A 25,170-nucleotide genomic window follows, 5' to 3' on the forward strand; every position below is an offset into this window, starting at 1 on the left:
TTCCCCTATTCCGCCGCGCGCGGCACGGCCGGTGTCAGCGGCGGCGCCCAATGGGGCAGGCGCTCGACCCGCGGGGTCCATTCGCCGCGATCGATCAGGCCCTGGACATGGGCCGCGATCTGGGACAGCGGCGCGAACCAGACGTCGCCCTTGGCCTTCATGTAGTCGATCAGCTCCATCGTCGCGTGCGCCCGCGATAGGCGACCCGACACGAAGGGGTGCCAGACGGCAATCCACAGGCCGCCATAGAGCCAGGCGGCATCGAAGTCGGCGCGGAACACCTCCATCGCCCGGGCGGGCGCCTGGATCGGCATCTGGAAACCGAACTCCTTCATCGAGACGTATTGCGGCCAGTCGTCCAGGCTCATGTCCGCGGGCAGTTCGACCAGGCTGCCCTTGTCGGACTGCAGGACATACGGCACCTCGTCCCCCAGGAGCGAGGCGTCGTAGCGGAAGCCGTACTTCAGCAACAGGTCCAGCGTGCGCTCGGAAAAGGCATAGGACGGCGCGCGATAGCCGACCGGCGGCTTGCCGGTGATGTTCGCGATCGCCTCGATCCCCTTCTGCAGGACCCGCTCCTCCTCCGCGGCACTCAGCAGGTTGGGCTTCTCGTGCAGGTAGCCGTGATGGCCGATCTCGTGCCCCGCCGCGTGCAGGGCGCGGACGGCATCGGGATAGGTCTCGACGCACCAGCCGGGGATGAAGACCGTCTGCTTGATGTCGTACTTCGCCCACATGTCGATCAGGCGGGGGATCGCCACCAGCGGGCCGTAGCGCAGCGCGGACGAGGTCGCGACCTTCTGGTGCGCGGTGTCCCCGTGATAGAGGTGCAGCAGGCTTTCCGCGTCCATGTCGTACGAGAAGCAGACGGCGACGCGGGCGCCGCCCGGCCAGGGAACGGGATTGCGGATCAGCATCAGGTTTCCTCGTTGGCCGCGATGCGGCTGGTCCGGGCGCTCCAGGCACCGCGCAGCACGCCGGCAATGACCAGGGCGGCCGTTGCGACGATCAGTACGGTCGCGACGGCGGTGACGGTGGGGTCGACATTCTCGCGGATGCCGTCCCACATGCGCCGCGGCAGGGTGTAGACGGCACGCGACGACACGAACAGGGTGACCACGATCTCGTCCCACGAGATCACGAAGGCAAAGACCGCGGCGGTCGCGATGCCCGGCTTGATGTTCGGCACGATCACGCGCCACGCCGTTCCGAAGGCCCCCGCCCCCAGGCTGCGGGAGGCCTGTTCCAGGCGCGGGTCGAGGCTGGCCAGTGCCGTCGTCACGGCGATGACGACAAAGGGCGTCGCCACGATCGTGTGCGCGATGACCACGCCCAGGAACGTGTCGGACAGGCCCAGCCAGACCCAGGCGCGCGACAGGGCCAGGGCCGAGACGATGGACGGCAGGATCGCCGGCGCCAGCACCACGGCCGCCATCCAGCCGGCAACGCGGCCGCCCAGGCGCCACAGGCCGATGGCGCAGGCCGTGCCCAGGATGACCGCCAGGATCGTGGCACAGACGGCGACCTGTGCACTGTCGGCGATCGAATCCAGCCAGTCGCAGCGCGTCAGGCTGCTGTCGGCCGTGCCGCCCTGAACCGTTTCGCAGGCGAACATCCGCTCGTAGTGGCGGGTCGACAACTGGCCATCCTTCGGCATCGCAACGAAGCGGCTGTCGTTGAGCGACACCGGGATCGAGATGAAGGCCGGCAGCAGCAGGAACAGCGCCAGCAGCCAGGCCAGGGCCCCCAGCAGCAGGCCGGTGCGCGGCATGCCCCCTTCGTTCATGGTGCGGCCCCGCGCATCAACCGCCCCCCAGCATGCGGCGCAGGTCTACGACGCGTGCCGCCGCCACGATCAGCGCCAGCGTCGCCGCCAGCAGGACCAGCGACAGCGCGCTGGCCAGCCCCCAGTCCAGCGTCTGCAGCACGCGGATCGAGACGAATTCCGAGATTATCACGACGCGGCCGCCGCCCAGGATCGCCGGGGTGACGAAGAAGCCCAGGCCAAAGACGAAGACGATGACCGCCGCCCCGAACAGCGCCGGGCGGGTCAGCGGCAGGAAAACCCGCCAGAACGTGCGCAATGCGCCGGCCCCCAGCGCACGGGATGCCATCAGCACGCGCTGGTCCATCTGGCTCATCGCGCTGTAGAGCGGAAAGAAGGCGTACGGGACCAGGTAGTGGACCATGCCGATCACGACGCCCAGTTCGTTCCGCACCATGGGCAGGGGCTGGTCGCTGAGGCCCAGGCCCATGATGGCCTGGTTCACCAGGCCATTGTTGCGCAGCAGGATCAGCCAGGAGAACGCCCGCACCAGGACCGACAGCCAGAACGGCACGACCACCGCCAGCATCAGGGCCAGGCGCTGGCGCGGCCCCATGTGAACGGCGGCATAGGCCAGGACGTAGCCGAGCACGAGCGAGATCAGCGTCGTCAGGCCGACGATGCGGACCGTGGTCCACATCATGCGATGGATGTTCTCGCCGCCCAGGACGGCGGCGAAATTGTCGTACCAGTTCTCCTGCGCCTCGGTCACGGAGAGCGACAGGATCCAGGCCATGGGCGCCACATAGAGCAGCAGCAGGAACGCCGCCAGCGGCGCCACGAACCACCAATAGGGATCGATCCCCCGGGCGCGCGCGAGCGGCAGCCGGTGGGCCGTGACACTCATGGGGACACCAGGGGCAGGCTCGCCTGACACCCATGCGGTGCCCCTTCCCCCTTCGCGGAGGAAGGTCGGGATGGGGGGGCGGCGACGCGGCGCTGAACTCCCAGGATCGGGTTCCCGGCGCAGGCGCCCCCCCACCCTGCCCTCCCCCCGCCCAGCCCGCGCACATGTGCGCGGGGACCCCGGGATGAGGGGGGAGGGTTCCTGACCATCGACGTGAAGACAGCGCGCATCAGCCGGAGATGCCGTCGACCCACTTTTCGACCGCGGCGTCGTAGTGCTCGGTGTACCAGGCCTCGTTGCGATAGATCTGCTGCTTCAGGTTCGCCTCGAAGCCGGGGTCCTTGGGCTGCAGTTCCGGCGGCAGGTTGGCCGAGGCGGCCGGGTTCGATGGGCCGTTGCCCAGCAGTTCCAGCAGCTTGATCTGCCGCTCGGGCTTGAGCGTCGAGGCCAGGAACTTGTTGACGTCGGCCCCCGCCGGGTTGCCCTTGGGCACCACGAACGCACCGGGACAGAAGATGCCCTGGGCCCACGTGTAGACGATCTTGCCGTCGGTATCCTTCTCGATGACCGAGGCGCGGGTGTTCCAGATATTGCCCATGACGACTTCGTCGTTCAGGAACATGTCCTGCGACTCGGCACCCGAATCCCAATAGATCACGTTGTCGCCCAGGCTCTTGGCCTTGCGGATCGCACGGTCGACGTCGAGCGGATAGAGCTGGTCGGGGGGCACGCCGTCCGCCAGCAGGCAGGCCTCCATCGCACCCATCTGCCACTTCCACATGGTGCGCTTGCCCGGGTACTTCGCCGTGTCGAAGAAGTCCATCCAGGTCGGCGGCGCCGCGGGGAAGGTCTCCTTGTTATAGGCCAGGACGAAGCTGTAGGTGTAGTTGGCGAAGCCATGCTTCCACGCCCAGCCGTCGCGGATCATCGCCTTGTCGATCACGGTGTAGTCGACCTCGGCCAGGATGCCCTGGTTGCCCAGCTGGTCGCACAGGAAGCCGTCGGCATCGCAGGCGTCCCACGTCACCTTGCCGGATTCGACCATCGCCTTGATCTTGCCGGCCAGCGGGCTGGCGCCGTCGATCTTGACGGCGATGCCGGTGTCGGCGGTGAACGGCTGGCCCCAGGCCTCGCCCCAGAAGGCGACGCCATCGCCGCCGAAATTGGCGACCACGATCTCCTTGGCCGCGGCCGAGACCGGCCGCGTCAGCACCACCTGGCCGCCGACGACCGTGGCGCCACCGACCAGCAGGGCCGCCTGCAGGAAGTCGCGCCGCGACAGCGCGCCCTTGGCCATGCGATCCGCTGCCAGCTCCATCAGGTCCTGCTGAAAGCCCCCGCTCCCACGCTTCTTCATCACTAACCCCTCCTTATGGACCGGCGCCCTGCCCGGCTTCGACCGGGCATCCCTGGCGGCGGCGGCCGTTCAGATAATCCTGTGCGATTGCGGCCAGACGTGCACGATCAAAGCTGGGCCCATGGCCGCCATGGACCATGCGCGGCCCCAGCTCGATCAGACGGCGCATCGTGGCCTCGTAGATCGACCCGTCAGAAAAGGGCAGGTCGTCCAGCAACTCGCCCTCGTAGATCGCATCGCCCGAGAACAGCACGCCCTCGTGCTCGTCGAACAGGCCGATCGAGCCCGGCGAGTGGCCGGGCAGGTGCAGCACGGTCAGGCGCCGCCCGCCAAGGTCGATCACGTCGCCTTCATGCAGCAGGCGCGTCGCGGGCGCTGCCTTGTAGGTATAGGCACGCAGGTCCCAGTCGGCATGGGGCAGCGCCGTCACGGCCGCCTCCTTCGCCGGGAAGTAGTCGGCCAGCGTGCGCTCCGGCACCGCCTCCAGGGCGGTCGCCTCGGCCGGGTGGATGGCCCGCTGGTCGAACTCGAAATGGCCGCCGGTATGGTCGACATGGCCATGGCTGGCGATTGCCAGGATGGGCCGGTCGGCAAGCGGGCCCAGCGCCTGCTTCAAGCTGGCGATGCCCATGCCGGTATCGACCAGCAGGTCCAGGTCGCGCCCCGCAATGTGCCAGATATTGGCGCGGAACCAGGAATGGACGTGGGGCTCGCTGAACAGGGTCAGGCCGGGTGCCACCGCCCGCCGCTGGAACCAGGTGGGGGCGACGGGCAGGCTCATGGCGCGGGACAGAGTGCCTGTCGCACCAGACGGTTGAACTCCGCAACCGGGCGTTCCCACGCCATGGCCAGGACGCCACCGTCGAACGCGGGGGAGGCACGGCCCGCCTGGAGCCGCTCCAGCATGCCGATATCCTCGCCATTGATCTCGCCCCAGCGCTCGATACCCGCTGCGCGGATGGCGGCATGGGCATCCCATTCGGGATCCGGCAGGAACCAGAAGTCGAAGCGCTCAAGCGTCCGGTCAGGCGCCACCGGCGTCAGGACCAGCGTGACGATATGGTCGGGCATGACCACCAGCGCCAGGTTGGGAAAGGTGGCCAGGGCCTCGATCCGGCCACGGTCCTGCGGCGCCAGGCCGGGAAAGGCCGGAAGGCCATCGGCCCCCGGCACGGTGCCGGCGTCGTTGCCGGTGCCCATGGCGCAGCCGGGCAGGATCACCTCGTAATGCGCCGCAGCAGGGGAATACTCGTTGAGCGCCGGGTGCACCCAGTAGAGATGATAGGACTCGACGAAGTTCTCGACCGCGAACTTCCAGTTGGCGGCGACGTCGAACGACATCGTACCGGCGTGGCGCAGGCCGTCGAACTGGTAGCCCTGCCATCGCTCCAGCAGCGGCGCCACGACCTGGGCCAGGGGCTTTTCCGTGCCCGACAGGTTGACGAACAGCACGCCCGCCCATTCGGTCAGCGCGATCGGCTTCAGGCCGTATTCCGCCGGATTGATCGCGGCATCGCCGTGCACGTCCTGGCCGCCGATATGCGGCGTCGCCACCAGGCGGCCGTCCAGCGCATAGGCCCAGGAATGATAGGGGCAGCGGACCACGTTCTGGCCGGACGCATCCTCCGTGACCAGCTTCAGGCCGCGATGGCTGCACACATTGTGGAAGGCGCGGGCGCTGCCATCGCGGTCGCGCACCAGCAGGATGGGGATTCCCAGGAAATCGACGCAGGCCACGTCGCCGGGTGCCGCGATCGCCTGCGCACTGGCCAGCGCCGTCCAGGTCCGCGCGAACAGCTGGTCGCGTTCCACGACAAGGTGCGCCGGATCCGCATAGAAGCTGCTGGGCAGCCCGGCGCGGGGCAGGTCGTCGGCCGCCGGGCGGTCCAGGGTCGTGCTGCTCATGCCGCCTTCGCCTCCAGAAGGGCGAGGCCCGCCTCGATCGCGGCGACGTCGGCCACGGCGCCGAACACGCCGCCTTCGACCGTGATCATGTGCAGCGTGGCGGCGTGGGCCGCAGGATCGCCGCTGCCGCAGGCATCCGCCGCCAGCAGGCATTCGAAGCCGCGGTCGTTCGCCTCGCGCAGGGTCGAGAACACGCAGACATCGGTCGTGATGCCGCACACGACCAGATGCCGGAGGCCGGCCAGCTTCAGGACCATGTCCATGTCCGTCCCGCAGAATGCCCCGATGGCGGACTTGTCGACCACGATCTCGCCCGCCAGGGGGGCGACTTCGGGGATGATGGCATGGCCCGGCTCGCCCCGGACCAGGAATCGCCCGTTGGGACCGGCGACGCCAATGCCGCCGCCGCCCCGCGCGCTGCGCCACTTCTTGTAGGGCGGCAGGTCGGCCAGGTCGGGACGATAGCCCTGGCGCGTATGGATGACCGTCAGGCCCAGGCGCCGGGCCGCCGCCAGCAGGCGCTGCGCGCCGGGAATGGCCGCGCGCGTACCGGCCAGGTCATAGCCGAACGCCTCCAGGTAGCCGCCCGGCTGCAGGAAATCGACCTGCATGTCGACAACCAGCAGGCCGGTGCCGCGCCGGTCCAGGCCGTCATGCGGCCAGGCATAGGGATCTGCCGCAATGCTTGCCACGTGTCGCCGCCCCCATTCCCCGCCATCGGATGCCGGTTTTCCCCTTCACCCGGTGTGATCTTTCGCAATTGCAATATCCCTGTCAAACAGGAATCGCGGAGTCGACTCTGCTGGACGCTGGCGCGGCTCCTGCCTATGGTCGGGGGCAAGAGGAAACGCCAAGAAAAAAGCAGGGATCGATGGCCACTTTGAGATTGGCCCAGCGCCGCGCGCGCGAGGCGCAGGTGCTGGATGCCGCGTCCAGCCTGTTCGCGGAACAGGGCTACCAGGCCACCCATGTGGAGGAGATCGCCGCACGCGCCGCGGTCGCACCCGCAACCGTCTACAAGTATTTCGAGACGAAGCCCAACCTGGTGCGGTCGCTGGCGGTGCGCCACCTGCGCCAGGCGCTGCCCGAACGGCGCGCCGTCGTGGCCCGGGCATCGGACGATCCGCTGGAGGCGGTGCTGGCGCTGGAAGACCTGCTGGTGGAACAGAGCGTGCGCGTCATCCCGCGCGACTGCTGGGCCGTGATCCTGAGTGCCGCGTTCCTGGACCCCGGCGGGCCGTTCGACCGGACGATGGGGCGGCTGACCCGGCTGATCATCCTGCAGCACCGCGCCATGCTGACGCGGTCGCAGGCGGCCGGCCGGCTGGCCGACGACATCGACGTGCGGGCCCTGGCGACCCTGGTCTGGTCGATCGGCAACCTGCACTTCCAGCGCTACATCAGGGATGCCGCCTTTGGCGAGGATGGGGTGAAGGCGGCGATCCGGCGTGACCTGGACCTGATCTTCCGGGGCCTCAGACGCGGAACCTGAGACAGGGACTGACACACAAAGCCACGGGACAGGGGGCACATGACGGACAGCAGTGCAGGCATCGCGGCAACGCGGGCGATCGCTTCGGGGGCAGGCCTGTTCGCGGGCAGCGAGGTTTTTGCCGGGCGCACCGCGCTGGTGACTGGCGCGGCCAGCGGCATCGGCCGTGCCACGGCCCTGGCCCTGGCCGCAGCCGGCGCCCGCGTCCTGGTCCAGGACCTGAATGGCGCGGGGGTCGAGGCGGTCGCCGCCACCATCCGCAGCCAGGGCGGAGAGGCCTGGTCGCTGGCCTGCAGCGTGGCGGACGAGGACGCGGTCAACGCCGCCGTGGCCAGGGTCGCCCCGGTCACGCTGCTGCTCAACAATGCCGGCGTCCCCGGCTTCAACGCGGCGTTGGAGGATATCGACCGCGCCGCCTATGACCGCATGTTCGAGGTCCATGTCTGGGGCAGCCTGGTGGCGACCCGTGCCGTGCTGGCCGGCATGAAGGCGGAAGGCTGGGGCCGCATCGTCAACATCTCGTCCAACCGGGCCCAGGTCGGCTTTCCCCGCTCCAGCCACTATTCGGCGGCCAAGGCGGCGATCCTGGGCTTCACGAAGGGCTGGGCGCTGGAGCTGGCGCCGCACGGCATCCTGGTGAACGCGGTGGCACCCGGCGTGATCCGCACCGGCATGACAGAAGCCTATGGCCCCGACGCGGTCGCCGAGGAGGCCCTGCTGAACCCGCTCAAGGCCTGGGCCGAGCCGGAGCACCTGGCCGCCAGCATCCTCTACCTGATGGGCCCGACCGGCGACTTCACCACGGGGCAGGTCCTGACACCGAATGGCGGCGACCCCATCGTCGGCATCTGAACCAGAGCCAGGGCCAGAAGCGGAGCCGGTGACCGCGCCGCATTTCAGCCATGCGGCGCGGTGCGACGGCAGGGGGCTGGTCGTTTTCGCAGCGCAACGGCACGATGCTGCACCATGACCCAGATCGAATCCGGTGCACGCGCCGCGGTCAGCGTCTCGGTCGCGTCCAGCCTGGGCGAGGTTGCGGCGGCCGACTGGGACGCCTGTGCCGGCGGCGACAACCCGTTCGTCTCCCACGCCTTCCTGTCGGCGCTGGAGGACAGCGGATCCGCCACCACGCGCACCGGCTGGCAGCCGATCCACCTGGTCGCGCGCGACGCCGGCGAACGCGTGGTCGGCGTGATGCCGCTCTATGCCAAGAGCCATTCCTATGGCGAATACGTCTTCGACCATTCCTGGGCCGCGGCCTATGAACGGGCGGGGGGGCGCTATTATCCAAAGGGTCTGTGCGCCGTGCCCTTCACGCCCGCAACCGGGCCGCGCCTGCTGGCCCATCCGGCGGCGGACGGCCCGCGCGTGCGGCGCGAACTGGCCCAGGCCGCGACGACGATCATGCGCCAGAACGGCATTGCCAGTCTGAACGTGAACTTTGTCGAGGAGGCACAGGCGGCGGAGCTGGAGGGCCTGGGCTTCCTGCACCGGACCGACACCCAGTTCCACTGGGAGAATCGCGGCTATGCCACGTTCGACGACTTCCTGGCCACGCTCGCCTCGCGCAAGCGCAAGCAGATCCGGCACGAACGCGCCGGCGCGGTCGAGAACGGGGTGGAGCTGCACGTCCTGACCGGCAGCGACCTGAAGGAGGAGCACTGGGATGCCTTCTGGCGCTTCTACCAGGATACCGGCAGCCGCAAATGGGGCAGTCCCTATCTCACGCGCCGCTTCTTCAGCCTGGTCAGCGAGCGCATGGCCGATCGCATCGCGCTGGTCCTTGCCCGGCGCCAGGGCCGCTGGATCGCGGGCGCGCTGAACTTCATCGGGCGAGAGGCGCTCTTCGGGCGCAACTGGGGCTGCCTTGAGGAGCACCGGTTCCTGCATTTCGAGGCGTGCTATTATCAGGCGATCCAGTTCGCCATCGCCCGCGGATTGTCCCGGGTCGAAGCAGGCGCCCAGGGCGAGCACAAGTTGGCGCGCGGCTACCTGCCCCGCCTGACCCACAGCCTGCACTGGATCGCCGACGGCAATTTCCGCCAGGCGGTCGCCACCTATCTCGAGCGCGAACGCGCCCAGGTGGCGCAGGACGCCGCCTTCCTCACCGAGCACGGCCCCTACCGCCACGAGGAGCGCGAGTAGCGCTCCCTGACGCCCTCCTGCGGGCGGGCGCAGGTTCGCCCGGGGCGCAATCCGCGCACCCTAGGCGACGATCCGCTGTTCTGGTCGCGAAAACGCACCAGGCCTCGTCATCCTGAGGAGGCAGAGGGCCGCCTCGAAGGATGCTGGCCTGTGCGTTCACAAGCTCCGCGACGGCGGGCGGTGTCATGGACGTCGCCCACCGTGCCGCAGCGGGGTCGGAGGCGGGCCGCAAACCGCATTTCCCCATCATTCGACAATCCGGCCGAAAAATTGTCCGGCATGGCTACTCTTCGTTAATTTTCGCAAGCCATGACTGACAACAGAAGCGATGACGAGAACAGAATAAGTCTCGAAATTGCCTAAAGTTGTCGGGAATCAAGTCAATGACACAAGTTGCTCAGTATCGCTCGGACGAATGGCAGAATGTCATCACCACGAAGCGTTTCTTCTACTTTGTCATGCTGGCGATGATGGCGCTTCTGGCGTTGGTCATGCCGGTGCGGCAGGCAGAAGCGGCGGGCTGGAAACTGGTGTTCGAGGACAATTTCAACGGCAACACGCTGGACCGTACGCGCTGGTCCACGCGCTACATCTACAATGAAGAGACGATGGACACGCTGGCCCCGAACAAGGAGGCCCAGACCTATGGCGACGACAACAACCACCTGGTCCGCAACGGCCAGCTGGACCTGATCGCCCGGCCCGCCCCGGCGGGGTCGAAGCTGCCCTACCAGTCGGGCATGCTGCGGTCGTTCCAGACTTTCTACTATGGCTATTTCGAGGCCCGGGTGAAGTTCCCGCCGGGGATCGGCGTGTGGCCCGCTTTCTGGCTGAACCCGGACCGCGGCAATGACGGGCAGACAGTCTGGCCGCCGGAGATCGACATCTTCGAGTTCGTGAACAACGGGCGCGAGGACAAGGAGAACATGGTCCATTCGGGGACGCATTCGCACCCCAGCCAGATGGCGAACGTCCGCTATACCTATGTCGACCCGAAGTACGACACCAAGTGGGGCGGCTATCACAATGCGACCAGCCTGGTCGGCGGCTGGCACACCTTTGCCGCGCTGTGGACGCCGACGTCGCTGACCGTGTGGATGGACGGGCGCAAGCTCTATACCCAGACCTTCCGCTGGGTGCGCGCCGACGGCACGCTGGCCCCGCCCGCCCACATCAACCTGAACTTCGCCCTGGGCGGCGACTGGGCCGGCCGCCACGGCATCGACCCGAAGAACTTCCCCAAGGCGTTCTCGGTCGACTATGTCCGCGTCTGCCAGCCCGTCGCCACCGGCGGCACGCCCACCTGCGGCGCCAGCCGCACGCCCGTCACGCCAAGCCAGGCGATGTACACGTCGAACGCGCCGGGTCGCGCGGGCGACGCCCTGCGCCCCGTGCTGCGCCACGTCACGGTGCCCCGCCCGGTGGTCCAGGGGCAGCAGTTGACCTTCACCCAGACCATCTCCTCCCCCGTCAACCTGCCGGTGAAGCACGAGGTCTTCGTCTACCTGGTGGATGCCAAGGGGCAGGTCCTGACCAGCGCGCTGCAGGCCCCCATCTACAACACGATGATCTGGGGCAACCGCACCATCACCCTGAACTGGTCGGTCAAGGTGCCATGGCACGCCGTGCCGGGCCGCTACAGCATCTATACCGCCGTCGGCACGCGCGAGAGTTGGGACCCCAAGGCCAAATGGTGGTTGCGCGCGATCAAGCTGGACTATGCCGCGACCGTGCCCGCCAACCTGCGCCACCGGGTCAATGCGCCCATGCGCTTCAAGATCGGCGAGATGACCGTGGCCCCCTATACCGGGAGCTGAACCGCGGCGGCGGGCGGGCGGCTTGGCCTGCCCGTCCTTCCCGCGCATGATGGGTCCCAGGTCCGCACAGACGGGCCGACAGGGAGGGACCCAATGGCAGATCCGGCAACGGACTGGCTGGCCCGGGTGCGCGAGGTCGCGAACGGGAACAGCCGCTTCAACCAGGCAGCGCGCTGGCTGGACATGAAGATGGTGGTGCGCTTCGGCGACCGCCCTTTCTGGTTCAAGCTCTATCGCGGGCAGATCATCGACGCGATGGAATACAGCCCGGTGACCAACATGCTGGGCTATGACGTGATCGTCAGCGGGACGGCCACCGACTGGGCCGCCATCGTCGCCGGGCGCAGCCGCTTCGACCGCGCCGCCACGACCGGCGTGATCGCCCATGACGGCAACCGGACCGAGTGCGAGAAATCCTACAAGGCGCAGATGGTCCTGGGCGCGGAGGTCTTTCCCGCCTGCGGCCTGCCCCCCGGCATGGAGGGCGCGCGATGAGCCCAACAGACTTCGAAGCCATCACCGGGGCCTACACGTCCGTCCGCGGGACCAAGATCTATTACGACCAGCTGGGCAGCGGCGTGCCGCTCGTGTGCATCCACACGGCGGGCTCGTGCTCCATGCAGTATCACGAGATCATGCCCCTGCTGGCGGCGGCCGGATTCCGCGTGATCGCGCCCGACCTGCCGGGCCATGGCAAGTCGCTGCCCCATGACTGGCAGCCCTTCACCCGCATGCGCGACTATGGCGAATTCGTCTGGGACTTCATCGCCAAGGTGACCGGCGGGCAGAAGGCCGTCGTGCTGGGCTGCTCCATCGGCGGCAACATGGCGACCGACCTGGCCGCCCATCATTCGGACGGCCTGCTGGCGGCGATCGCCATGGAGGGCGGGGCCGTCGTGCCCATGCTCGACGTCAAGGAACGGGCGGAGCCGCATGCCAGCCCGGGCTGGTACTACTTCGCGGAGACGGGGTGCGTTGCGTCCTGCTACCACCCGATGCGGCCGGGCAAGGATGTGGAGCTGCAATGGCTGCACAAGTTCTCGTCCCAGGCGATCATGATCGGTGACCTGCAGTGCTGGGTGAACCACGACGTGGTCGACAAGATGCGGGACGTCACCTGCCCCTATCTCAATGTCCGCGGCGGCGCCGACTTCTTCGTGACCGAGGAAACGACGGCGCTGGCCCTGAAGAACGTGCCAAACGGACTGGGGGAGGCCGCCTTCATCGAGAACATCGGCCATTACCCCCATTTCGAGCAGCCGCAGGTGGTGGCCGACCTGGTCCTCGACTTCCTGCGCCGCCGCACGGTGATCTGAGGGCGGAGGCGTTGCTTTGTGATGCTTCGAGACAGCCCTCCGGGCTTCCTCAGCATGACGCGGTTGTTTTCTTTGTGATTTCCAACGGCGTCATGCTGAGGAGCGGCCCAAAGGGACGCGTCTCGAAGCATCGCAGGGCAACATCGACGACAAGTCATTCCGAAGGGCCCATCAGAGGCCAAACTGGAGGGAACACTCATGCCCCACTACACGATCATCGTCCTGAGCAATCCCGTCGCCGGGCGCGAGGCCGAGTATGACGCGTGGTACACGAACACCCACATCGTCGACCTGCTGAAGGTGCCGGGGGTGAAGACGGCGCAGCGCTTCAAGCTGATGGGCGACTTCACCCAGAACTGCCCGCAGCAGTACATCGCGCAATATGGGGTCGAGACGGACGACCTGCCCGCCATGATGGCCGAGATCCAGAAGCGCCTGGGGACCGACGCCATGCCGATGACGGAGGCCTTCGACATGGGCTCGGCCGCGTTCCTGGTAGCGGAAGCGGTGACAGAAAAGCTGCAGACCAAGCTGGCCCAGGCCGCGGAGTAGCCAGACCCTTCAGTATGGGCCTGAGCGACCACCAGGTGCGGCGAACTTGGGCCCTCCCCCATCCCTGAGGGACGGGGGAGGGAGCTATCAGGCCGCCACCGACTCGGCGCGGACCAAGCGGGCGGCGGTGTCGGCCTCGTTCTGCTGGTAGCGGTTGAAGGCGTCGAAGACCGGCATGTGCAGGTCAGGCTCCAGCCCCTCGCCCAGGCGGATCAGCTGGAGGCAGAACCAGCCCTGCTTGCCCCAACCCTCGACGCTGCGGAACAGGGTCGGGTCCGGGTTGGGGCCCAGCGCGTCGGCGTCCATCGCCAAAGTGCGCTCGAACACCGGGGCGAAATGCGTGCTGCCGTTGAGCAGGCGGCGCGGGAAATCGGGATGGGTGCACATCGGCCGACCCAGGCCGATCAGGTCGGTGGCGCCAGATTCGATTGCCTCCTGCATCGCCTTGCGCGAGCGGAAGCCGCCGGTCAGCATCACCGGCATGCGCGCTTCCGGCTTGATCAGCGACGCGTATTCCAGGAAGTAGGCCTCGCGCGCGATCGTGCTCTGCTTGACCTGGCGCTGGCCTTCCTCGGTCCACGACGTGCCGATCATGCGTGGGTTCTCGTACGTGCCGCCCGACAGTTCCAGCATGTCGAGGCCGGTCTCGTTCAGCCAGCGCACGACCTGGATCGCCTCGTCATTGCTGAAGCCGCCCTGCTGGAAATCGGCGGAGTTCATCTTCAGGCCGACGGGGAAGTCGGCACCCACCGCGGCCCGGACCGCGCGCACGATCTCCAGCACGAAGCGGGCGCGGTTCTCCAGTGGGCCGCCCCAGGCATCGGTGCGCCGGTTGGCGATGGGCGAGAGGAACTGCGAGATCAGGTAGCCATGGGCGCCGTGGATCTGGACCCCGGTGAAGCCGGTGTCGCGCGCCACCCGGGCGACGTGCGCCCAGCGGCGGATGACGTCCAGGATCTCGTCCTCGGTCATGGCCCGGGGATGGCCGTGGGCGTCGCCCGGCAGGTCCAGCGGCACGGCCGAGGGGGCAGGCGGGTTCGCGTGGACGGCCTTTGGCGTCTGCCGGCCGGGATGGTTGATCTGCATCCACAGGTGGTTGCCGCCGACAGTTCCCGCCTTGGCCATGCGGCGCAGCGCGGCTTCCCCGCCATTGCCGTCGATCACGACATTGCCCGGGCGTTCCAGGTAGCGACGGTCGACCTGGACATTGCCGGTGATGACCAGGCCGGCACCGCCCTCGCTCCAGCGACGATAGAGGCGATCCAGCTTCTCGGTCGCCCGATTGTACGGATCGGCCAGCCCCTCCGTCAGCGCCGCCTTGACCAGGCGGTTGGGCAGGATGGCTCCGCAAGGCAGACGCAACGACTCTCCCAGTACCGGCATCGTTCCTCGTCCCTGTCGCTTATGGACGCCTTGTCCCGCTGCGTCCTTCTGTCCCAAAGCCTAGCACGACCCACCGGTCAGGGAATTCCTAACCGCAATTTTGGAGTGGGTCTGTGCCTGTGCGGGACTGGCAAGGGACGGGGTCCCTTGCTACAAGTCGCCGCTTCCGGACCAGATGTCCGAATTCGGGCCCATGACCGGCGCTGCCGGCCGGGCCGGACCCCGGCGAGAGAGCCCCCGATAGGATCCGCGATGCGTCAAGCCACGGTCGAGCGCAAGACCAAGGAGACCCGTATTACCGCGACCGTCAACCTGGACGGCACGGGCACCTATGACGTCTCGACCGGGATCGGCTTCCTGGACCATATGCTGGAGCAGCTCTCGCGCCACAGCCTGATCGACATCACGGTCAAGGCCGATGGCGACCTGCACATCGACTATCACCACACGACAGAGGACAGCGGCATTGCCCTGGGCGAGGCGGTGACACGCGCGCTGGGCGACCGGCGCGGCATCACCCGTTATGGCAGCGCCATCATCCCGATGGACGAGACCTGTACCCGCGTCTCGCTCGACGCATCGAACCGGCCCTACCTGGTGTGGAAGGTCCATTTCACCCGCGACAAGCTGGGCACGATGGACACGGAGCTGTTCAAGGAATGGTTCCAGGCCTTTGCCCAGGCGGCTGGCCTGACGCTGCATGTCGAGAACATGTACGGCGAGAACAATCATCACATCGTCGAGTCCTGCTTCAAGGCGCTGGCGCGCGCGCTGCGCCAGGCGGTGACGATCGACCCGCGGGCCGAGGCGGCCGTGCCGTCGACCAAGGGCGTGCTGGGGGGCACGCTCTGATGCTGGGCCGCGCGCGCGTCTACAGCGTCCATGCCTCGCCCGCGGCGGCGCCCGAGGACTGGGTTCTGGTGCCGGAGGGGTTCTCCTGGGGGGCCTTCGTCTTCTCGTGGATGTGGCTGGCCTATCGCCGCCTGTGGCTGGCGCTGGGCCTGTTCCTGGGCGTGCTGGTCGCCATCGGCCTGGCGCGCGTGCTGACCGGCTTCGATGCCGGCACCCATGCGACGCTGGTCCTGGCGGCGATGGTTTTCCTGGGCCTTGAGGGGAACGATCTGCGCCGGGCGCGGCTGGAAGCGCGCGGCTGGCGCGAACTGGGCGTTGTCGGCGCGCGCAGTTTGGACGAGGCAGAGGTCGCCATGCTGGCCCGCTTCGCCCCTGCGGCCGCCGTCGCCGCGCCCGTGCCGCAGGGCCTGTACCAACGCATCGGACCAGCCGCCGAAGGCGGCATGGGCCAGACCATGCCGGGGATCGCCTGATGGCCCGCGGACGCGTCGCAATCGTCGACTATGGCTCCGGCAACCTGCGCTCGGCCCAGAAGGCGTTCGAGCGCGCGGCGCGGGACGAAGGCCTGCCGCTGGCGATCGACGTCACCTCCGACCCCCAGGCCGTGGCCGAGGCCGAGCGCATCGTCCTGCCCGGGGTTGGCGCCTTTGGCGACTGCCGCCGCGGCCTCTATGCCGTGCCCGGCATGGTCGAGGCGCTGGAGGAGGCCGTCATCCGCGGCGGGCGCCCGTTCCTGGGCATCTGCGTCGGCATGCAGCTGATGGTGCAGGAAGGCCTGGAGTTCGGCCGGCACGAGGGGCTGGGCTGGCTTGAGGGTCAGGTCGTCGCGATGGAGCCCGGCAACGGCCTGAAGGTTCCGCACATGGGCTGGAACGAGCTGGGCCTGACGCAGGCCCACGCGCTGACGGCCGGCATCGCCGCCGGCGACCATGCCTATTTCGTGCATTCCTATCGCGTGCGCGGCACCCGCCCCGATCATGTCCTGGCCACTTCGGACTATGGCGAGGTGTTCCCCGCCGTGATCGGCCGGGACAACATGGCCGGGACGCAGTTCCACCCCGAGAAGAGCCAGGCGACGGGCCTGCGCCTGATCGGCAACTTCCTGCGGTGGCGCCCGTGACGGCGCTGCACGGCCCGGGGCCCCAGGTGCCGATGCCGCCCGACTGGCACGTGGAGCGGGTCGAGACCCTGGACGATGCCGAGCTGGAGGACCTTGTCGACCTGACGTTCGAGGCGGTGCAGGAAGGGGCCGGCTTTGGCTGGACGGATCCGCCTCCGCCGCGCATGACGCTGGAAACCTTCTGGAAGGGCGTGCTGCTGGTGCCGCAGCGCAGCCTGTTCCTGGCCCGCGTCAACGGCACCGTGGTCGGCATGGCCCAGATGATCGGCGCCCTGCCCAACAACCAGGCCGGCGCCTTTGCCGCGGAAGTCTCCACCCTCTATGTCTCCGACCTGGCGCGGCATCGCGGCCTGGCCGTGGCGATCCTGCGCGAGATCGAGGCCCTGGCCCTGGCCCGCCGCCTGGGCCAGCTCGACCTGCATGTGCGGGCCGACCGCACCGCGGCGATCGCCCTGTTCGAGCAGTACGGCTTCGCGCGCTGGGGCACGAAGCCCCGCTATGCGCTGGTCCGCGGCCAATACCTGGCCGGCCACTATTACAGCAAGGTGCTCAGGCCGTGATCCTGTACCCCGCCATCGACCTGAAGGACGGCGCCATCGTGCGGCTGCTGCATGGCGACTTCGACGCCATCACCCGCTATGGCGATGATCCCGCGGCCCAGGCCGCGACATTTGCCCAGGCGGGCTTCACCTGGCTGCACATGGTCGACCTGGACGGCGCCAAGACGGGGCAGGCCGCCAACGCCGCCTCCGTCCGGGCCGTGCTGGCCGGAACCAGCGGCCTGAAGCTGCAGCTGGGCGGCGGCATCCGATCGCTGGCCACGGTCGAGACCTGGCTCGCGGCGGGTGTTGCCCGCGTCGTGCTGGGCAGCGTTGCCGTGCGCGATCCCGACCTGGTCCGGGCCGCCTGCCACGCCTTCCCCGGGCAGGTGGCGCTGGGCATCGATGCCAAGGGCGGCCGCGTCGCCGTCCAGGGCTGGACCGAGACGACGGACGTGACGGTGGTCGACCTGGCCCGCCGCTTCGAGGATGCCGGGGCGGCGGCTGTGATCTATACCGATATCGGCCGCGACGGCGCCCTGACGGGGCCGGACGTTGACGGCACGGCGGCCCTGGCGCAGGCCGTGGCGATCCCCGTGATCGCCAGCGGTGGCGTGTCGTCGGTCGAGGATCTGGTGGCGCTGAAGGGCCGCGGCATTCCCGGCTGCATCATCGGCCGCGCCCTCTATGACGGCCGGATCGAGCCGCGCCAGGCCCTGGAAAGGATGGCTGCCTGATGCTGAAAGCGCGCGTCATCCCGTGCCTGGACGTCCATGCCGGACGGGTGGTCAAGGGCGTCAACTTCGTCAACCTGATCGATGCGGGCGATCCCGTGGAGCAGGCCCGCCTCTATGATGCCGAAGGGGCGGACGAGCTCTGCTTCCTGGACATCACGGCGTCGAGCGACGACCGCGCCATCCTGCTGGACGTCGTCACTCGCACGGCGGAGCAGTGCTTCATGCCGCTGACGGTCGGCGGTGGCGTGCGCGCGGTCGAGGATGTGCGCCGCCTGCTGCGCGCCGGCGCGGACAAGGTGTCGATGAACACCGCCGCGATCGACCGCCCCGACCTGGTGCGGGAGGCGGCGGAGAAGTTCGGCGCCCAGTGCGTCGTGGTCGCTATCGACGCCAAGCAGACGGCGCCGGCCAAGTGGGAGGTCTTCACCCATGGCGGGCGGCGGGCCACGGGCCTGGACGCCGTCGCCTGGGCCGAGAAGGTGGCGGCCCTGGGCGCGGGGGAGATCCTGCTGACCTCCATGGACCGGGACGGCACGCGCGCCGGCTTCGACCTGGACCTGACGCGCAGCGTGGCCGACGCCGTGCCGGTGCCGGTAATCGCCAGCGGCGGCGTCGGCACGCTGGACGACCTGGCCGATGGCATCATCGCAGGACATGCGTCGGCCGTCCTGGCGGCCTCCATCTTCCATTTCGGCACCTATCGCATTGCCGAGGCCAAGGCACGGCTGGCCGAGCGCGGCGTCCCGGTGCGGCCCTGAGGCCCGGTGATGAGCGAGACGCTTGACCGCCTGACCGCCACGATCCTGGCGCGCAAGGGGGCTGACCCGACGTCCAGCTATGTCGCGAAGCTGCTGGCCAAGGGTGTGCCCCACATCGCCAAGAAGCTGGGCGAGGAAGCGGTCGAGACGGCAATTGCCGCGGCCGAGCGCGACAGGGGCGCCGTGATCCGCGAATCCGCCGACCTGCTGTTCCACCTGCACGTCCTGTGGGCGGCGATGGACGTGGCGCCGGCCGAGGTCATGGCCGAACTCGACCGCCGCGAAGGCACCTCCGGCATCGCCGAGAAGGCCGCGCGCAAGGAGTGACGGGGCGGGTGTGATGCTTCGAGACGCGGGCCTGAAGGCCCGCTCCTCAGCATGACGCCGTCAGGAAGAACCCAACAAATCCAACGGCGTCATGCTGAGGAGGCGGCATAGCCGCCGTCTCGAAGCATCAGGTGCGACGCCTCAGGCCTGCGCCGGGGCCTGGGCGGCTTCGGCCTGGGCCTGGGCCATGCGCTGTCGGTAGAGCGTGGCGAAGTCGATCGGGTCCAGCATGACAGGCGGGAAGCCGCCGTCGCGCGTGGCATCCGCCACGATCCGCCGGGCAAAGGGGAAGATCAGGCGCGGGCATTCGATCAGCAGGAAGGGCTGCACGCTCTCTTCCGGGATGTTGCGCAGCGAGAACAGGCCGGCATAGGAAAGCTCGCACACGAAGGCCACGCGGTCGTCGTTCTTGGCCGTCGCCTGGATCTTCAGCTCGACCTCGAACCGGTCGGTCCCGGCGCGCCGGGCCTGGACGTCGACCGCCACCTCGATCCGCGGGGCGCTGGACATGGCCAGGCTTTGCGGCGCGTTCGGGTTCTCGAACGACAGGTCGCGCACGTACTGGGCCAGGATGCCGACCTGCACCGCATTGGGGTTGGGCTGCCCGCCATTGCCGGCCTGGCCGGGGTCGATCGACGACATGACAAATGCTCCTCTGAACGCCCGGGCGGGGCTAGCATGGATCGATTGCCGCCCACAAGTATTGTGACTGGACGGGCCGGCCGGATCGCGGGCCTGCGACGGATCCGCGAAACCCGACCGCGGAAACCGGCCAATCGGCGCTACCCGGCTGGACCCCCGGGAATGCCTGACCTAGAGTGACTTCTTTGTCGGGCGAAAGGCTCGTACGCCCACATGGATGACAGTGTGCCGTATCTGGACATCATCCTGCTGGCCATGCTGGCCGGCTTCATCGCGCTCCAGCTTCGCCGCGTGCTCGGACGGAGGACGGGCGCGGAGCGGCCGCCACCGGCGCGCGACCCATTCGAGCCCGTCGCGCGCGATGACAATGTCGTTCCCCTTCCCCAGCGCGCGCCCCGCGACGGCGACGTGCGGCCACCCCCGCCGGCATCGGGCCCCGCTGCGGGCCTGACCCAGATCCAGGTGGCCGACCGCGGCTTCGAGCTCGATGGCTTCATCGCCGGCGCGCGCATGGCGTACGAGGAGATCGTCAAGGCCGTCTCGGCCGGCGACCTCGACTCGGTCCGCAGCTTCGTCAGCCCGGACGTCGTCCGCGACTTCCAGCGCGCCATCGACCAGCGCAAGGCCGATGGCCTGGTCACCGATTCCGCCATCGCCGCGATCCTGAAGTCCGAGGTGGCGGATGCGCGCATGACCGGCCGCACGGCCGAGATCACGATCGCCTTCACCAGCGAGCTGATCAGCGTCACGCGCAACGCGTCTGGCCAGGTGGTCGACGGTCATCCCACCGCCGGGCGGGAGGTGACGGACATCTGGACCTTTGCCCGCGACACGCGCAGCCGCGACCCGAACTGGCAGCTGATCCGCACGGCGGCGCCCGACTAGTCCACAGCACACCAGGGCCGTTGCCGTGACACGTTCCGCGATTCAGCCCCGGTGCCCGGGATGTCCCGCGCCATGATGGGCCGCGGCCTTGCCCTGGGCGGCGTGGTACTGGCTCTGGCGGCCCTGGGCGTGGCCGGCGCCTGGTGGCTGCGCGGCGGCCCGACCGCCGCACCGGCCGACACGCTGGCGCTGACCCGCACCACGTTCGCATCGCTTCCGGGCTGGCAGGACGACCGGCCAGAGGAGGCGCTGAGCGCGTTCCTGATCTCGTGCCGCCGCCTTCTGGCCAAGGATCCTGGCGAGGATCTGGGCATGGCCGGTCCGGCCGGAGCCTGGCAGGATGCCTGCCGCAAGGCCCAGGCAACCATCCCGGACGGTGCGCGCGCGTTCTTCGAGACGACCTTCGTCCCCTTTGCCGGCAGCGGCGATGCCGGGCGCGAAGGGCTCTTCACCGGCTATTACGAGCCCGAGCTTCGCGGCTCCCGGACGCGCAGCGACACCTATGCGACGCCGCTGCTCGCCGCCCCCGACGACCTGGTGACCGCCGACCTGGGCGCCTTCCGCGAGGAGCTGAAGGGCAAGGGGACGATCCGCGGCCGGCTGGAGGGGAACAGGCTGGTCCCCTATCACGACCGGGCGGCGATCTATGCCGGCGCGCTGGACGGGCGGGGCCTGGAGCTGGTCTGGGTCGACAGCGCGGTCGACGCCTTCTTCCTGGAGGTGCAGGGCTCCGGCCGCATCGTGCTGGACGACGGCAGCGTCCTGCGCCTGGGCTACGCCAACCAGAATGGCCATGCCTATACCGCGATCGGACGCGAACTGGTCCGCTCCGGCGAGTTGACGCGGGCGCAGGCCAACATGCAGGGCATCCGTGACTGGCTGGCCGCCCATCCGGACAAGGCGCGGGCGCTGCTGGAAACCAATCGCTCGTATGTCTTCTTCACGCCGTTGACGCACCCCGAGGATGGCCCGCTGGGGGCGCAGGGCGTGCCGCTGACGGTCGAGCGCTCGCTGGCTGTCGACCGCAAGTTCGTGACCCTGGGCGTGCCGGTCTTCCTGGACACGACCCTGCCGGACGAGACGCCCTATCGCCGCCTGTTCATCGCGCAGGACACGGGCGGCGCCATCCGCGGGGCGATCCGCGGCGACATCTTTTTTGGCCCCGGCGCGCGCGGCGCCGAGATGGCCGGCAACATGCGCCACCAGGGCCGCATCTGGGTCCTGCTGCCACGGGCCGTCGCGGACTTGCGGGGATGAGCGCATCGTCCGGCAAACGGGTAGGCCTCCTGGTCACCTGCCTGGTCGACCTGTTCCGGCCGTCCGTCGGCTTTGCCGCCGTGCGCCTGATGGAGCAGGCCGGCTGCACGGTCGAGGTCCCGGAACAGACCTGCTGCGGCCAGCCCGCCTACAATTCCGGCGACCGCCAGTCTGCCGCCGCCATCGCGCGCCAGGTCATCGACGCCTTCGCGCCCTATGACTACCTGGTGGCGCCGTCCGGGTCGTGCGCGGGGATGGTGTTCCGCCACTATCCCGGCCTGTTCCCCGACGATGCCGGCTATGCCGCCAAGGCCCGGGCCCTGGCGCGCAAGAGCTTTGAGCTGACCGCGTTCCTGGTGGATGTCCTGAAGGTCGAGCTGAAGACCGCGGGCGTTGCGGCACAACCGGTCGCCTATCACGATTCCTGCTCGTCCCGCCGCGACCTGGGCGTGGTGGCGCAGCCGCGCGCCCTGCTGGCGCAGCTGGGCGTGACGGTGAGCGAGGTGGCAACGGCCGAGACGTGCTGCGGCTTTGGCGGCGCGTTCTGCGTCAAGTATCCGGCCATCTCTGGCGAGATGGCGCGCAAGAAGTGCGATGCCGTGACGGCCACGGGTGCGCCCGTCCTGCTGGGCAACGACCTGGGCTGCCTGCTGCACCTGGGCGGCACCCTGTCGCGGCAAGGCTCAGGCGTCGAGGTCCGCCACATCGCGGAGGTGCTGGCCGGTCCCACCGCGCCCGCCATCGGCAAGGCGCGGCCATGACCCATGCCTTCCGCCCTGAGGCGTTCAAGGAACAGGCGACCACGGCCCTGGGCGATGCACCCCTTCAGCGGGCGCTGCACCGGCTGGAGACGGGCTTTGGCACCAACCGGCGCCGTGCGCTGGAGGCCCTGCCGGAGTTCGAGGACCTGAAGGCCGCGGCCCAGGCGCTGAAGAACCACACCCTGGCCCATCTCGACACCTATCTGGAGCAGTTCGAGACGAACGTCCTGGCCCGTGGCGGCCAGGTGCACTGGTGCGAGACGGGGGCGGATGCCTGTGCCGCCGTGATCGACATCTGCCGCAAGGCGGGCGCCCGCACAGTGACCAAGGGCAAGTCGATGGCGACCGAGGAGATCGGCCTCAACGCGGCCCTTGAACAGGCCGGGCTGGAGCCGATCGAGACGGACCTGGGCGAATACATCATCCAGCTGGCGCACGAGCCGCCCAGCCACATCATCGGCCCGGCCATCCACAAGACGCGCGAGCAGGTCGAGGCGCTGTTCCGCGCCGAGCACCCGACCCTGCCGCCGACGCGCGACCTGGCACAGCCGGAACAGCTGGTGGCGGAGGCCCGCGCGATGCTGCGCCAGCGTTTCCTGGCGGCGGATGTCGGCATCACGGGCGCCAACTTCATGATCGCGGAGACGGGCTCGACCGTCATCGTCACGAACGAGGGCAATGGCGACCTGACCCAGACCCTCCCCCGCGTCCACATTGTGGTGGTGGGGATCGAGAAGGTGATTCCGCGCCTGGCCGACCTGCCGGTCTTCCTGCGCCTGCTGGGCCGTTCGGCCACGGGGCAGGAGATGAGCGTCTATACCACCGTCTCGACCGGGCCACGGCGGGCGGAGGATCCGGACGGGCCGGAGCAGTTCCATGTCGTGCTGCTGGACAATGGCCGCTCGGGCCTGCTGGGCGGTGCGTTCCAGGACATGCTGCGCTGCATCCGCTGTGGCGCCTGCATGAACCATTGCCCGGTCTATGGCGCGGTCGGCGGCCATGCCTATGGCCATGTCTACATGGGGCCGATGGGTGCGGTTTTGGCGCCGCTGTTCGCGGGGCTGGAGGTGACGCGCGACCTGCCCAATGCGTCGACCTTCTGCGGTCGCTGCGCCGAGGTGTGCCCGGTCGGCATCCCGCTGCCCGACCTGATGCGGCGCTGGCGCAATTCCGATTTCGAACGCGGCCTGGCCCCGGCGCGCGACCGCTGGGCGACCCGCCTGTGGGCCTATGCCGCGCGGCGGCCGCGGCTCTATCGCGCCCTGACCTGGGCGGCGGCCAAGTCGCTGAAGGGCCTGGCCCGCGGCCGGGGCAAGCTGGCCGTTGCCCCCCTCGCCTCTGGCTGGACCGCCAGCCGCGACCTCCCGGCGCCGGAGGGCGAAACCTTCATGGCCCGCTGGAAGCGCGAGCGGCCGCAATGAGGCAGCCCACAAGCGGGCGGACGGCCATCCTGCGGACCATCGCCGGCGCATTGGGGCCCAAGCGGCCGCCTTTGCCGCTGCCCCCGGTTGCCACCGGCCGCCTGCCGCAAGAGGGCGACGCGGTCGCCCGCTTCCGCGCCAAGGCGGAGGGGGTGGCGGCCACGACCGAGGTGATCGGTTCCATGGCCGACCTGCCGGGTGCGGTCCAGCGCCTGCTGGCCGCCGGCAACCTGCCGTCCCGCCTGGCGGCAAGCCCAGCGCCGGAGTTCCAGGCGCTGGACTGGCCCGCAACCCTCGACGTCCGCTTTGGCCGCAGCGACGGCACGGACCTGGTCGGCCTGTCCTGGGCCGCCGCCGGGATCGCGGAGACGGGGACGCTGCTGCTGTGGTCGGACGCGACGTCGCCCACCACGCTGAACTTCCTGCCCGACCATCACGTCGTGGTCGTGCCGCTGGAGCGGATTGTCGCCGACCTGGACCAGGCCATCGCCCGGGTGCCGCGCGACGCCCTGCCGCGTACGCTCAACTTCGTGACCGGGCCGTCGCGCACCGGCGATATCGAGCAGATGATGGTGATGGGCGCCCATGGGCCGCGCCGTCTGCACATCGTGATCGTCGATGGCACTGCCGCATCGGAGGCGCCCGTCGCGGCACCCGCCGATGGCGCGTGACAAACGGCTCCTGACGGGGCCAGAGGCGCAGATGTGGGCGCGCGCCATGGCAGACGTCGTGCCCCTGCCGGGTCGGGTCCTGCCCGATCCCGCCCTTCTGCCGCCACCGACCGTACGCCCGCGCGACCAGGCCCGGCCGGTAATGCCCCGCCCGCGCGAACACGCGCCGATGCCGCGCGCACCCCACCCGGTCCAAGCCGGCCACGTCCACCTGCACGGGGTCGACGGCGCGCTGGCCGACCGCCTGCGCCGCGGACTTCTCCCGATCGAGGGGCGGATCGACCTGCACGGCCGCACGGTCGACGTCGCCTGGCGCGACCTGGACCGCTTCCTGGTCCACGCGCACGAGGCGGGCCATCGCTGCGTCATCATCATCACGGGGAAAGGCCTGCGCGGCGCCGACCCCTCGCGCACCGGGCAGATCAGGGCGGCGCTGCCGCAATGGCTGGCCCAGCCGCACCTGAAGGGCAAGATCATCGCCTGGTCACCCGCGCAAGCCCACCACGGCGGCGACGGCGCGTTCTACGTCCTGCTCAAGCGACGACGCACGCGGTAGCCCCG

29 protein-coding genes are annotated in these 25,170 nt (G+C 69.2%); 20 read left to right on the forward strand and 9 right to left on the reverse strand.

Annotated elements, in window-relative coordinates; genetic code table 11:
• Positions 1-5: 5 nt before the first annotated feature.
• The 7 genes from ACI6GS_RS03355 to ACI6GS_RS03385 form a co-directional block, all read right to left on the reverse strand.
• Positions 6-917: a polysaccharide deacetylase family protein gene (locus ACI6GS_RS03355; protein WP_439816361.1), complete on the reverse strand. Its 912-nt coding sequence runs from the start codon at positions 915-917 to the stop codon at positions 6-8.
• Entirely contained in the window at positions 917-1,771 is an 855-nt protein-coding gene (locus ACI6GS_RS03360; protein ID WP_439816362.1) for an ABC transporter permease, read from the reverse strand. Before ACI6GS_RS03360 ends, ACI6GS_RS03355 begins: the two co-directional genes overlap by 1 nt.
• A gap of 31 nt (positions 1,772-1,802) precedes the next feature.
• Positions 1,803-2,672, reverse strand: coding sequence for an ABC transporter permease (locus tag ACI6GS_RS03365; RefSeq protein ID WP_439816363.1), 870 nt, complete (start codon positions 2,670-2,672; stop codon positions 1,803-1,805).
• Positions 2,673-2,901: 229 nt separating this feature from the next.
• Positions 2,902-4,029, reverse strand: a complete 1,128-nt coding sequence (locus ACI6GS_RS03370; protein ID WP_439816364.1) for an ABC transporter substrate-binding protein — start codon at positions 4,027-4,029, stop codon at positions 2,902-2,904.
• Between the two features lie 13 nt (positions 4,030-4,042).
• Positions 4,043-4,810, reverse strand: coding sequence for an MBL fold metallo-hydrolase (locus ACI6GS_RS03375; protein ID WP_439816365.1), 768 nt, complete (start codon positions 4,808-4,810; stop codon positions 4,043-4,045).
• A complete protein-coding gene (locus ACI6GS_RS03380; RefSeq protein WP_439816366.1) occupies positions 4,807-5,934 on the reverse strand; it encodes an aromatic ring-hydroxylating oxygenase subunit alpha in 1,128 nt (375 codons plus the stop codon). Before ACI6GS_RS03380 ends, ACI6GS_RS03375 begins: the two co-directional genes overlap by 4 nt.
• Positions 5,931-6,626 (reverse strand): cysteine hydrolase family protein, encoded by a 696-nt coding sequence (locus ACI6GS_RS03385; RefSeq protein ID WP_439816367.1) that lies wholly within the window; start codon positions 6,624-6,626, stop codon positions 5,931-5,933. The genes ACI6GS_RS03380 and ACI6GS_RS03385 overlap by 4 nt, the downstream gene beginning before the upstream one ends.
• 179 nt (positions 6,627-6,805) lie before the next feature.
• Here ACI6GS_RS03385 and ACI6GS_RS03390 point away from each other — a divergent pair, with 179 nt between their 5' ends.
• The 7 genes from ACI6GS_RS03390 to ACI6GS_RS03420 all read left to right on the forward strand — a co-directional run bounded on the left by ACI6GS_RS03390 (position 6,806) and on the right by ACI6GS_RS03420 (position 13,256).
• A complete protein-coding gene (locus tag ACI6GS_RS03390; RefSeq protein WP_439816368.1) occupies positions 6,806-7,426 on the forward strand; it encodes a TetR/AcrR family transcriptional regulator in 621 nt (206 codons plus the stop codon).
• 39 nt (positions 7,427-7,465) lie between these two features.
• The gene (locus ACI6GS_RS03395; RefSeq protein WP_439816369.1) at positions 7,466-8,278 is read left to right on the forward strand and encodes an SDR family NAD(P)-dependent oxidoreductase; all 813 of its coding nucleotides are present in this window, start codon (positions 7,466-7,468) and stop codon (positions 8,276-8,278) included.
• Between the two features lie 114 nt (positions 8,279-8,392).
• On the forward strand, positions 8,393-9,571 hold the full coding sequence (locus ACI6GS_RS03400) for a GNAT family N-acetyltransferase (RefSeq protein ID WP_439816370.1): 1,179 nt from the start codon (positions 8,393-8,395) through the stop codon (positions 9,569-9,571).
• Between the two features lie 383 nt (positions 9,572-9,954).
• Entirely contained in the window at positions 9,955-11,388 is a 1,434-nt protein-coding gene (locus ACI6GS_RS03405) for a glycoside hydrolase family 16 protein (RefSeq protein ID WP_439816371.1), read from the forward strand.
• Positions 11,389-11,481: 93 nt separating this feature from the next.
• Positions 11,482-11,883 (forward strand): hypothetical protein, encoded by a 402-nt coding sequence (locus ACI6GS_RS03410; RefSeq protein WP_439816372.1) that lies wholly within the window; start codon positions 11,482-11,484, stop codon positions 11,881-11,883.
• Positions 11,880-12,704 carry an alpha/beta fold hydrolase gene (locus ACI6GS_RS03415; protein ID WP_439816373.1) on the forward strand — a complete coding sequence of 275 codons (825 nt, stop codon included), beginning with the start codon at positions 11,880-11,882 and terminating at the stop codon, positions 12,702-12,704. Before ACI6GS_RS03410 ends, ACI6GS_RS03415 begins: the two co-directional genes overlap by 4 nt.
• A 198-nt stretch (positions 12,705-12,902) precedes the next feature.
• On the forward strand, positions 12,903-13,256 hold the full coding sequence (locus ACI6GS_RS03420; RefSeq protein WP_439816374.1) for a hypothetical protein: 354 nt from the start codon (positions 12,903-12,905) through the stop codon (positions 13,254-13,256).
• A gap of 87 nt (positions 13,257-13,343) precedes the next feature.
• On the opposite strand, the gene ACI6GS_RS03425 is transcribed toward ACI6GS_RS03420, so the two are convergent.
• Positions 13,344-14,618 carry an NADH:flavin oxidoreductase/NADH oxidase family protein gene (locus ACI6GS_RS03425; protein WP_439816375.1) on the reverse strand — a complete coding sequence of 425 codons (1,275 nt, stop codon included), beginning with the start codon at positions 14,616-14,618 and terminating at the stop codon, positions 13,344-13,346.
• A gap of 273 nt (positions 14,619-14,891) precedes the next feature.
• On the opposite strand from ACI6GS_RS03425, the gene hisB reads away from it, so the two are divergent.
• The 7 genes from hisB to ACI6GS_RS03460 are packed head-to-tail and all read left to right on the forward strand — an operon-like array spanning position 14,892 to position 18,972.
• Positions 14,892-15,491 (forward strand): imidazoleglycerol-phosphate dehydratase HisB, encoded by a 600-nt coding sequence (gene hisB / locus ACI6GS_RS03430; RefSeq protein WP_439816376.1) that lies wholly within the window; start codon positions 14,892-14,894, stop codon positions 15,489-15,491.
• Positions 15,491-15,964, forward strand: coding sequence for a DUF2628 domain-containing protein (locus ACI6GS_RS03435; protein ID WP_439816377.1), 474 nt, complete (start codon positions 15,491-15,493; stop codon positions 15,962-15,964). The genes hisB and ACI6GS_RS03435 overlap by 1 nt, the downstream gene beginning before the upstream one ends.
• Entirely contained in the window at positions 15,964-16,611 is a 648-nt protein-coding gene (gene hisH, locus ACI6GS_RS03440; protein WP_439816378.1) for an imidazole glycerol phosphate synthase subunit HisH, read from the forward strand. Before ACI6GS_RS03435 ends, hisH begins: the two co-directional genes overlap by 1 nt.
• Entirely contained in the window at positions 16,608-17,171 is a 564-nt protein-coding gene (locus ACI6GS_RS03445) for a GNAT family N-acetyltransferase (RefSeq protein ID WP_439816379.1), read from the forward strand. Before hisH ends, ACI6GS_RS03445 begins: the two co-directional genes overlap by 4 nt.
• Positions 17,168-17,887 carry a 1-(5-phosphoribosyl)-5-[(5-phosphoribosylamino)methylideneamino]imidazole-4-carboxamide isomerase gene (gene hisA / locus ACI6GS_RS03450; protein ID WP_439816380.1) on the forward strand — a complete coding sequence of 240 codons (720 nt, stop codon included), beginning with the start codon at positions 17,168-17,170 and terminating at the stop codon, positions 17,885-17,887. Before ACI6GS_RS03445 ends, hisA begins: the two co-directional genes overlap by 4 nt.
• Positions 17,887-18,645, forward strand: coding sequence for an imidazole glycerol phosphate synthase subunit HisF (hisF, locus tag ACI6GS_RS03455; protein ID WP_439816381.1), 759 nt, complete (start codon positions 17,887-17,889; stop codon positions 18,643-18,645). The genes hisA and hisF overlap by 1 nt, the downstream gene beginning before the upstream one ends.
• Before the next feature lie 9 nt (positions 18,646-18,654).
• Positions 18,655-18,972 carry a phosphoribosyl-ATP diphosphatase gene (locus ACI6GS_RS03460; RefSeq protein WP_439816382.1) on the forward strand — a complete coding sequence of 106 codons (318 nt, stop codon included), beginning with the start codon at positions 18,655-18,657 and terminating at the stop codon, positions 18,970-18,972.
• 141 nt (positions 18,973-19,113) lie between these two features.
• Here ACI6GS_RS03460 and secB read toward each other — a convergent pair whose 3' ends face one another.
• Complete coding sequence (gene secB, locus ACI6GS_RS03465; protein WP_439816383.1) at positions 19,114-19,614, reverse strand: protein-export chaperone SecB; 501 nt, start codon at positions 19,612-19,614, stop codon at positions 19,114-19,116.
• Positions 19,615-19,827: 213 nt separating this feature from the next.
• Here secB and ACI6GS_RS03470 point away from each other — a divergent pair, with 213 nt between their 5' ends.
• From ACI6GS_RS03470 to ACI6GS_RS03495, 6 genes are read left to right on the forward strand one after another with little or no spacing between them, the layout of a single operon-like run.
• The gene (locus tag ACI6GS_RS03470) at positions 19,828-20,499 is read left to right on the forward strand and encodes a Tim44/TimA family putative adaptor protein (protein ID WP_439816384.1); all 672 of its coding nucleotides are present in this window, start codon (positions 19,828-19,830) and stop codon (positions 20,497-20,499) included.
• Between the two features lie 60 nt (positions 20,500-20,559).
• Positions 20,560-21,756: a murein transglycosylase A gene (gene mltA / locus ACI6GS_RS03475; protein WP_439816385.1), complete on the forward strand. Its 1,197-nt coding sequence runs from the start codon at positions 20,560-20,562 to the stop codon at positions 21,754-21,756.
• Positions 21,753-22,517, forward strand: coding sequence for a (Fe-S)-binding protein (locus tag ACI6GS_RS03480; protein ID WP_439816386.1), 765 nt, complete (start codon positions 21,753-21,755; stop codon positions 22,515-22,517). Before mltA ends, ACI6GS_RS03480 begins: the two co-directional genes overlap by 4 nt.
• A complete protein-coding gene (locus ACI6GS_RS03485) occupies positions 22,514-23,938 on the forward strand; it encodes a LutB/LldF family L-lactate oxidation iron-sulfur protein (protein ID WP_439816387.1) in 1,425 nt (474 codons plus the stop codon). Before ACI6GS_RS03480 ends, ACI6GS_RS03485 begins: the two co-directional genes overlap by 4 nt.
• Positions 23,935-24,609 carry a LutC/YkgG family protein gene (locus ACI6GS_RS03490; RefSeq protein ID WP_439816388.1) on the forward strand — a complete coding sequence of 225 codons (675 nt, stop codon included), beginning with the start codon at positions 23,935-23,937 and terminating at the stop codon, positions 24,607-24,609. Before ACI6GS_RS03485 ends, ACI6GS_RS03490 begins: the two co-directional genes overlap by 4 nt.
• Positions 24,599-25,165 (forward strand): Smr/MutS family protein, encoded by a 567-nt coding sequence (locus tag ACI6GS_RS03495; RefSeq protein ID WP_439816389.1) that lies wholly within the window; start codon positions 24,599-24,601, stop codon positions 25,163-25,165. The genes ACI6GS_RS03490 and ACI6GS_RS03495 overlap by 11 nt, the downstream gene beginning before the upstream one ends.
• The last annotated feature ends 5 nt before the right edge of the window (positions 25,166-25,170 follow it).

Source organism: Zavarzinia sp. CC-PAN008, assembly GCF_051903925.1.
Taxonomy (GTDB): Bacteria; Pseudomonadota; Alphaproteobacteria; order Zavarziniales; family Zavarziniaceae.

Excerpts from the sequence above, each read along its gene's own strand:
- ACI6GS_RS03355 (WP_439816361.1), bottom strand. The coding sequence starts at position 917 with ATGCTGATCCGCAATCCCGTTCCCTGGCCGGGCGGCGCCCGCGTCGCC.
- ACI6GS_RS03360 (WP_439816362.1), bottom strand. The coding sequence starts at position 1,771 with ATGCCGCGCACCGGCCTGCTGCTGGGGGCCCTGGCCTGGCTGCTGGCG.
- ACI6GS_RS03365 (WP_439816363.1), bottom strand. The coding sequence starts at position 2,672 with ATGAGTGTCACGGCCCACCGGCTGCCGCTCGCGCGCGCCCGGGGGATC.
- ACI6GS_RS03370 (WP_439816364.1), bottom strand. The coding sequence starts at position 4,029 with ATGAAGAAGCGTGGGAGCGGGGGCTTTCAGCAGGACCTGATGGAGCTG.
- ACI6GS_RS03375 (WP_439816365.1), bottom strand. The coding sequence starts at position 4,810 with ATGAGCCTGCCCGTCGCCCCCACCTGGTTCCAGCGGCGGGCGGTGGCA.
- ACI6GS_RS03380 (WP_439816366.1), bottom strand. The coding sequence starts at position 5,934 with ATGAGCAGCACGACCCTGGACCGCCCGGCGGCCGACGACCTGCCCCGC.
- ACI6GS_RS03390 (WP_439816368.1), top strand. The coding sequence starts at position 6,806 with ATGGCCACTTTGAGATTGGCCCAGCGCCGCGCGCGCGAGGCGCAGGTG.
- ACI6GS_RS03395 (WP_439816369.1), top strand. The coding sequence starts at position 7,466 with ATGACGGACAGCAGTGCAGGCATCGCGGCAACGCGGGCGATCGCTTCG.
- ACI6GS_RS03400 (WP_439816370.1), top strand. The coding sequence starts at position 8,393 with ATGACCCAGATCGAATCCGGTGCACGCGCCGCGGTCAGCGTCTCGGTC.
- ACI6GS_RS03405 (WP_439816371.1), top strand. The coding sequence starts at position 9,955 with ATGACACAAGTTGCTCAGTATCGCTCGGACGAATGGCAGAATGTCATC.
- ACI6GS_RS03410 (WP_439816372.1), top strand. The coding sequence starts at position 11,482 with ATGGCAGATCCGGCAACGGACTGGCTGGCCCGGGTGCGCGAGGTCGCG.
- ACI6GS_RS03415 (WP_439816373.1), top strand. The coding sequence starts at position 11,880 with ATGAGCCCAACAGACTTCGAAGCCATCACCGGGGCCTACACGTCCGTC.
- ACI6GS_RS03420 (WP_439816374.1), top strand. The coding sequence starts at position 12,903 with ATGCCCCACTACACGATCATCGTCCTGAGCAATCCCGTCGCCGGGCGC.
- hisB (WP_439816376.1), top strand. The coding sequence starts at position 14,892 with ATGCGTCAAGCCACGGTCGAGCGCAAGACCAAGGAGACCCGTATTACC.
- ACI6GS_RS03435 (WP_439816377.1), top strand. The coding sequence starts at position 15,491 with ATGCTGGGCCGCGCGCGCGTCTACAGCGTCCATGCCTCGCCCGCGGCG.
- hisH (WP_439816378.1), top strand. The coding sequence starts at position 15,964 with ATGGCCCGCGGACGCGTCGCAATCGTCGACTATGGCTCCGGCAACCTG.
- hisF (WP_439816381.1), top strand. The coding sequence starts at position 17,887 with ATGCTGAAAGCGCGCGTCATCCCGTGCCTGGACGTCCATGCCGGACGG.
- ACI6GS_RS03460 (WP_439816382.1), top strand. The coding sequence starts at position 18,655 with ATGAGCGAGACGCTTGACCGCCTGACCGCCACGATCCTGGCGCGCAAG.
- secB (WP_439816383.1), bottom strand. The coding sequence starts at position 19,614 with ATGTCGTCGATCGACCCCGGCCAGGCCGGCAATGGCGGGCAGCCCAAC.
- ACI6GS_RS03470 (WP_439816384.1), top strand. The coding sequence starts at position 19,828 with ATGGATGACAGTGTGCCGTATCTGGACATCATCCTGCTGGCCATGCTG.
- mltA (WP_439816385.1), top strand. The coding sequence starts at position 20,560 with ATGTCCCGCGCCATGATGGGCCGCGGCCTTGCCCTGGGCGGCGTGGTA.
- ACI6GS_RS03480 (WP_439816386.1), top strand. The coding sequence starts at position 21,753 with ATGAGCGCATCGTCCGGCAAACGGGTAGGCCTCCTGGTCACCTGCCTG.
- ACI6GS_RS03485 (WP_439816387.1), top strand. The coding sequence starts at position 22,514 with ATGACCCATGCCTTCCGCCCTGAGGCGTTCAAGGAACAGGCGACCACG.
- ACI6GS_RS03490 (WP_439816388.1), top strand. The coding sequence starts at position 23,935 with ATGAGGCAGCCCACAAGCGGGCGGACGGCCATCCTGCGGACCATCGCC.
- ACI6GS_RS03495 (WP_439816389.1), top strand. The coding sequence starts at position 24,599 with ATGGCGCGTGACAAACGGCTCCTGACGGGGCCAGAGGCGCAGATGTGG.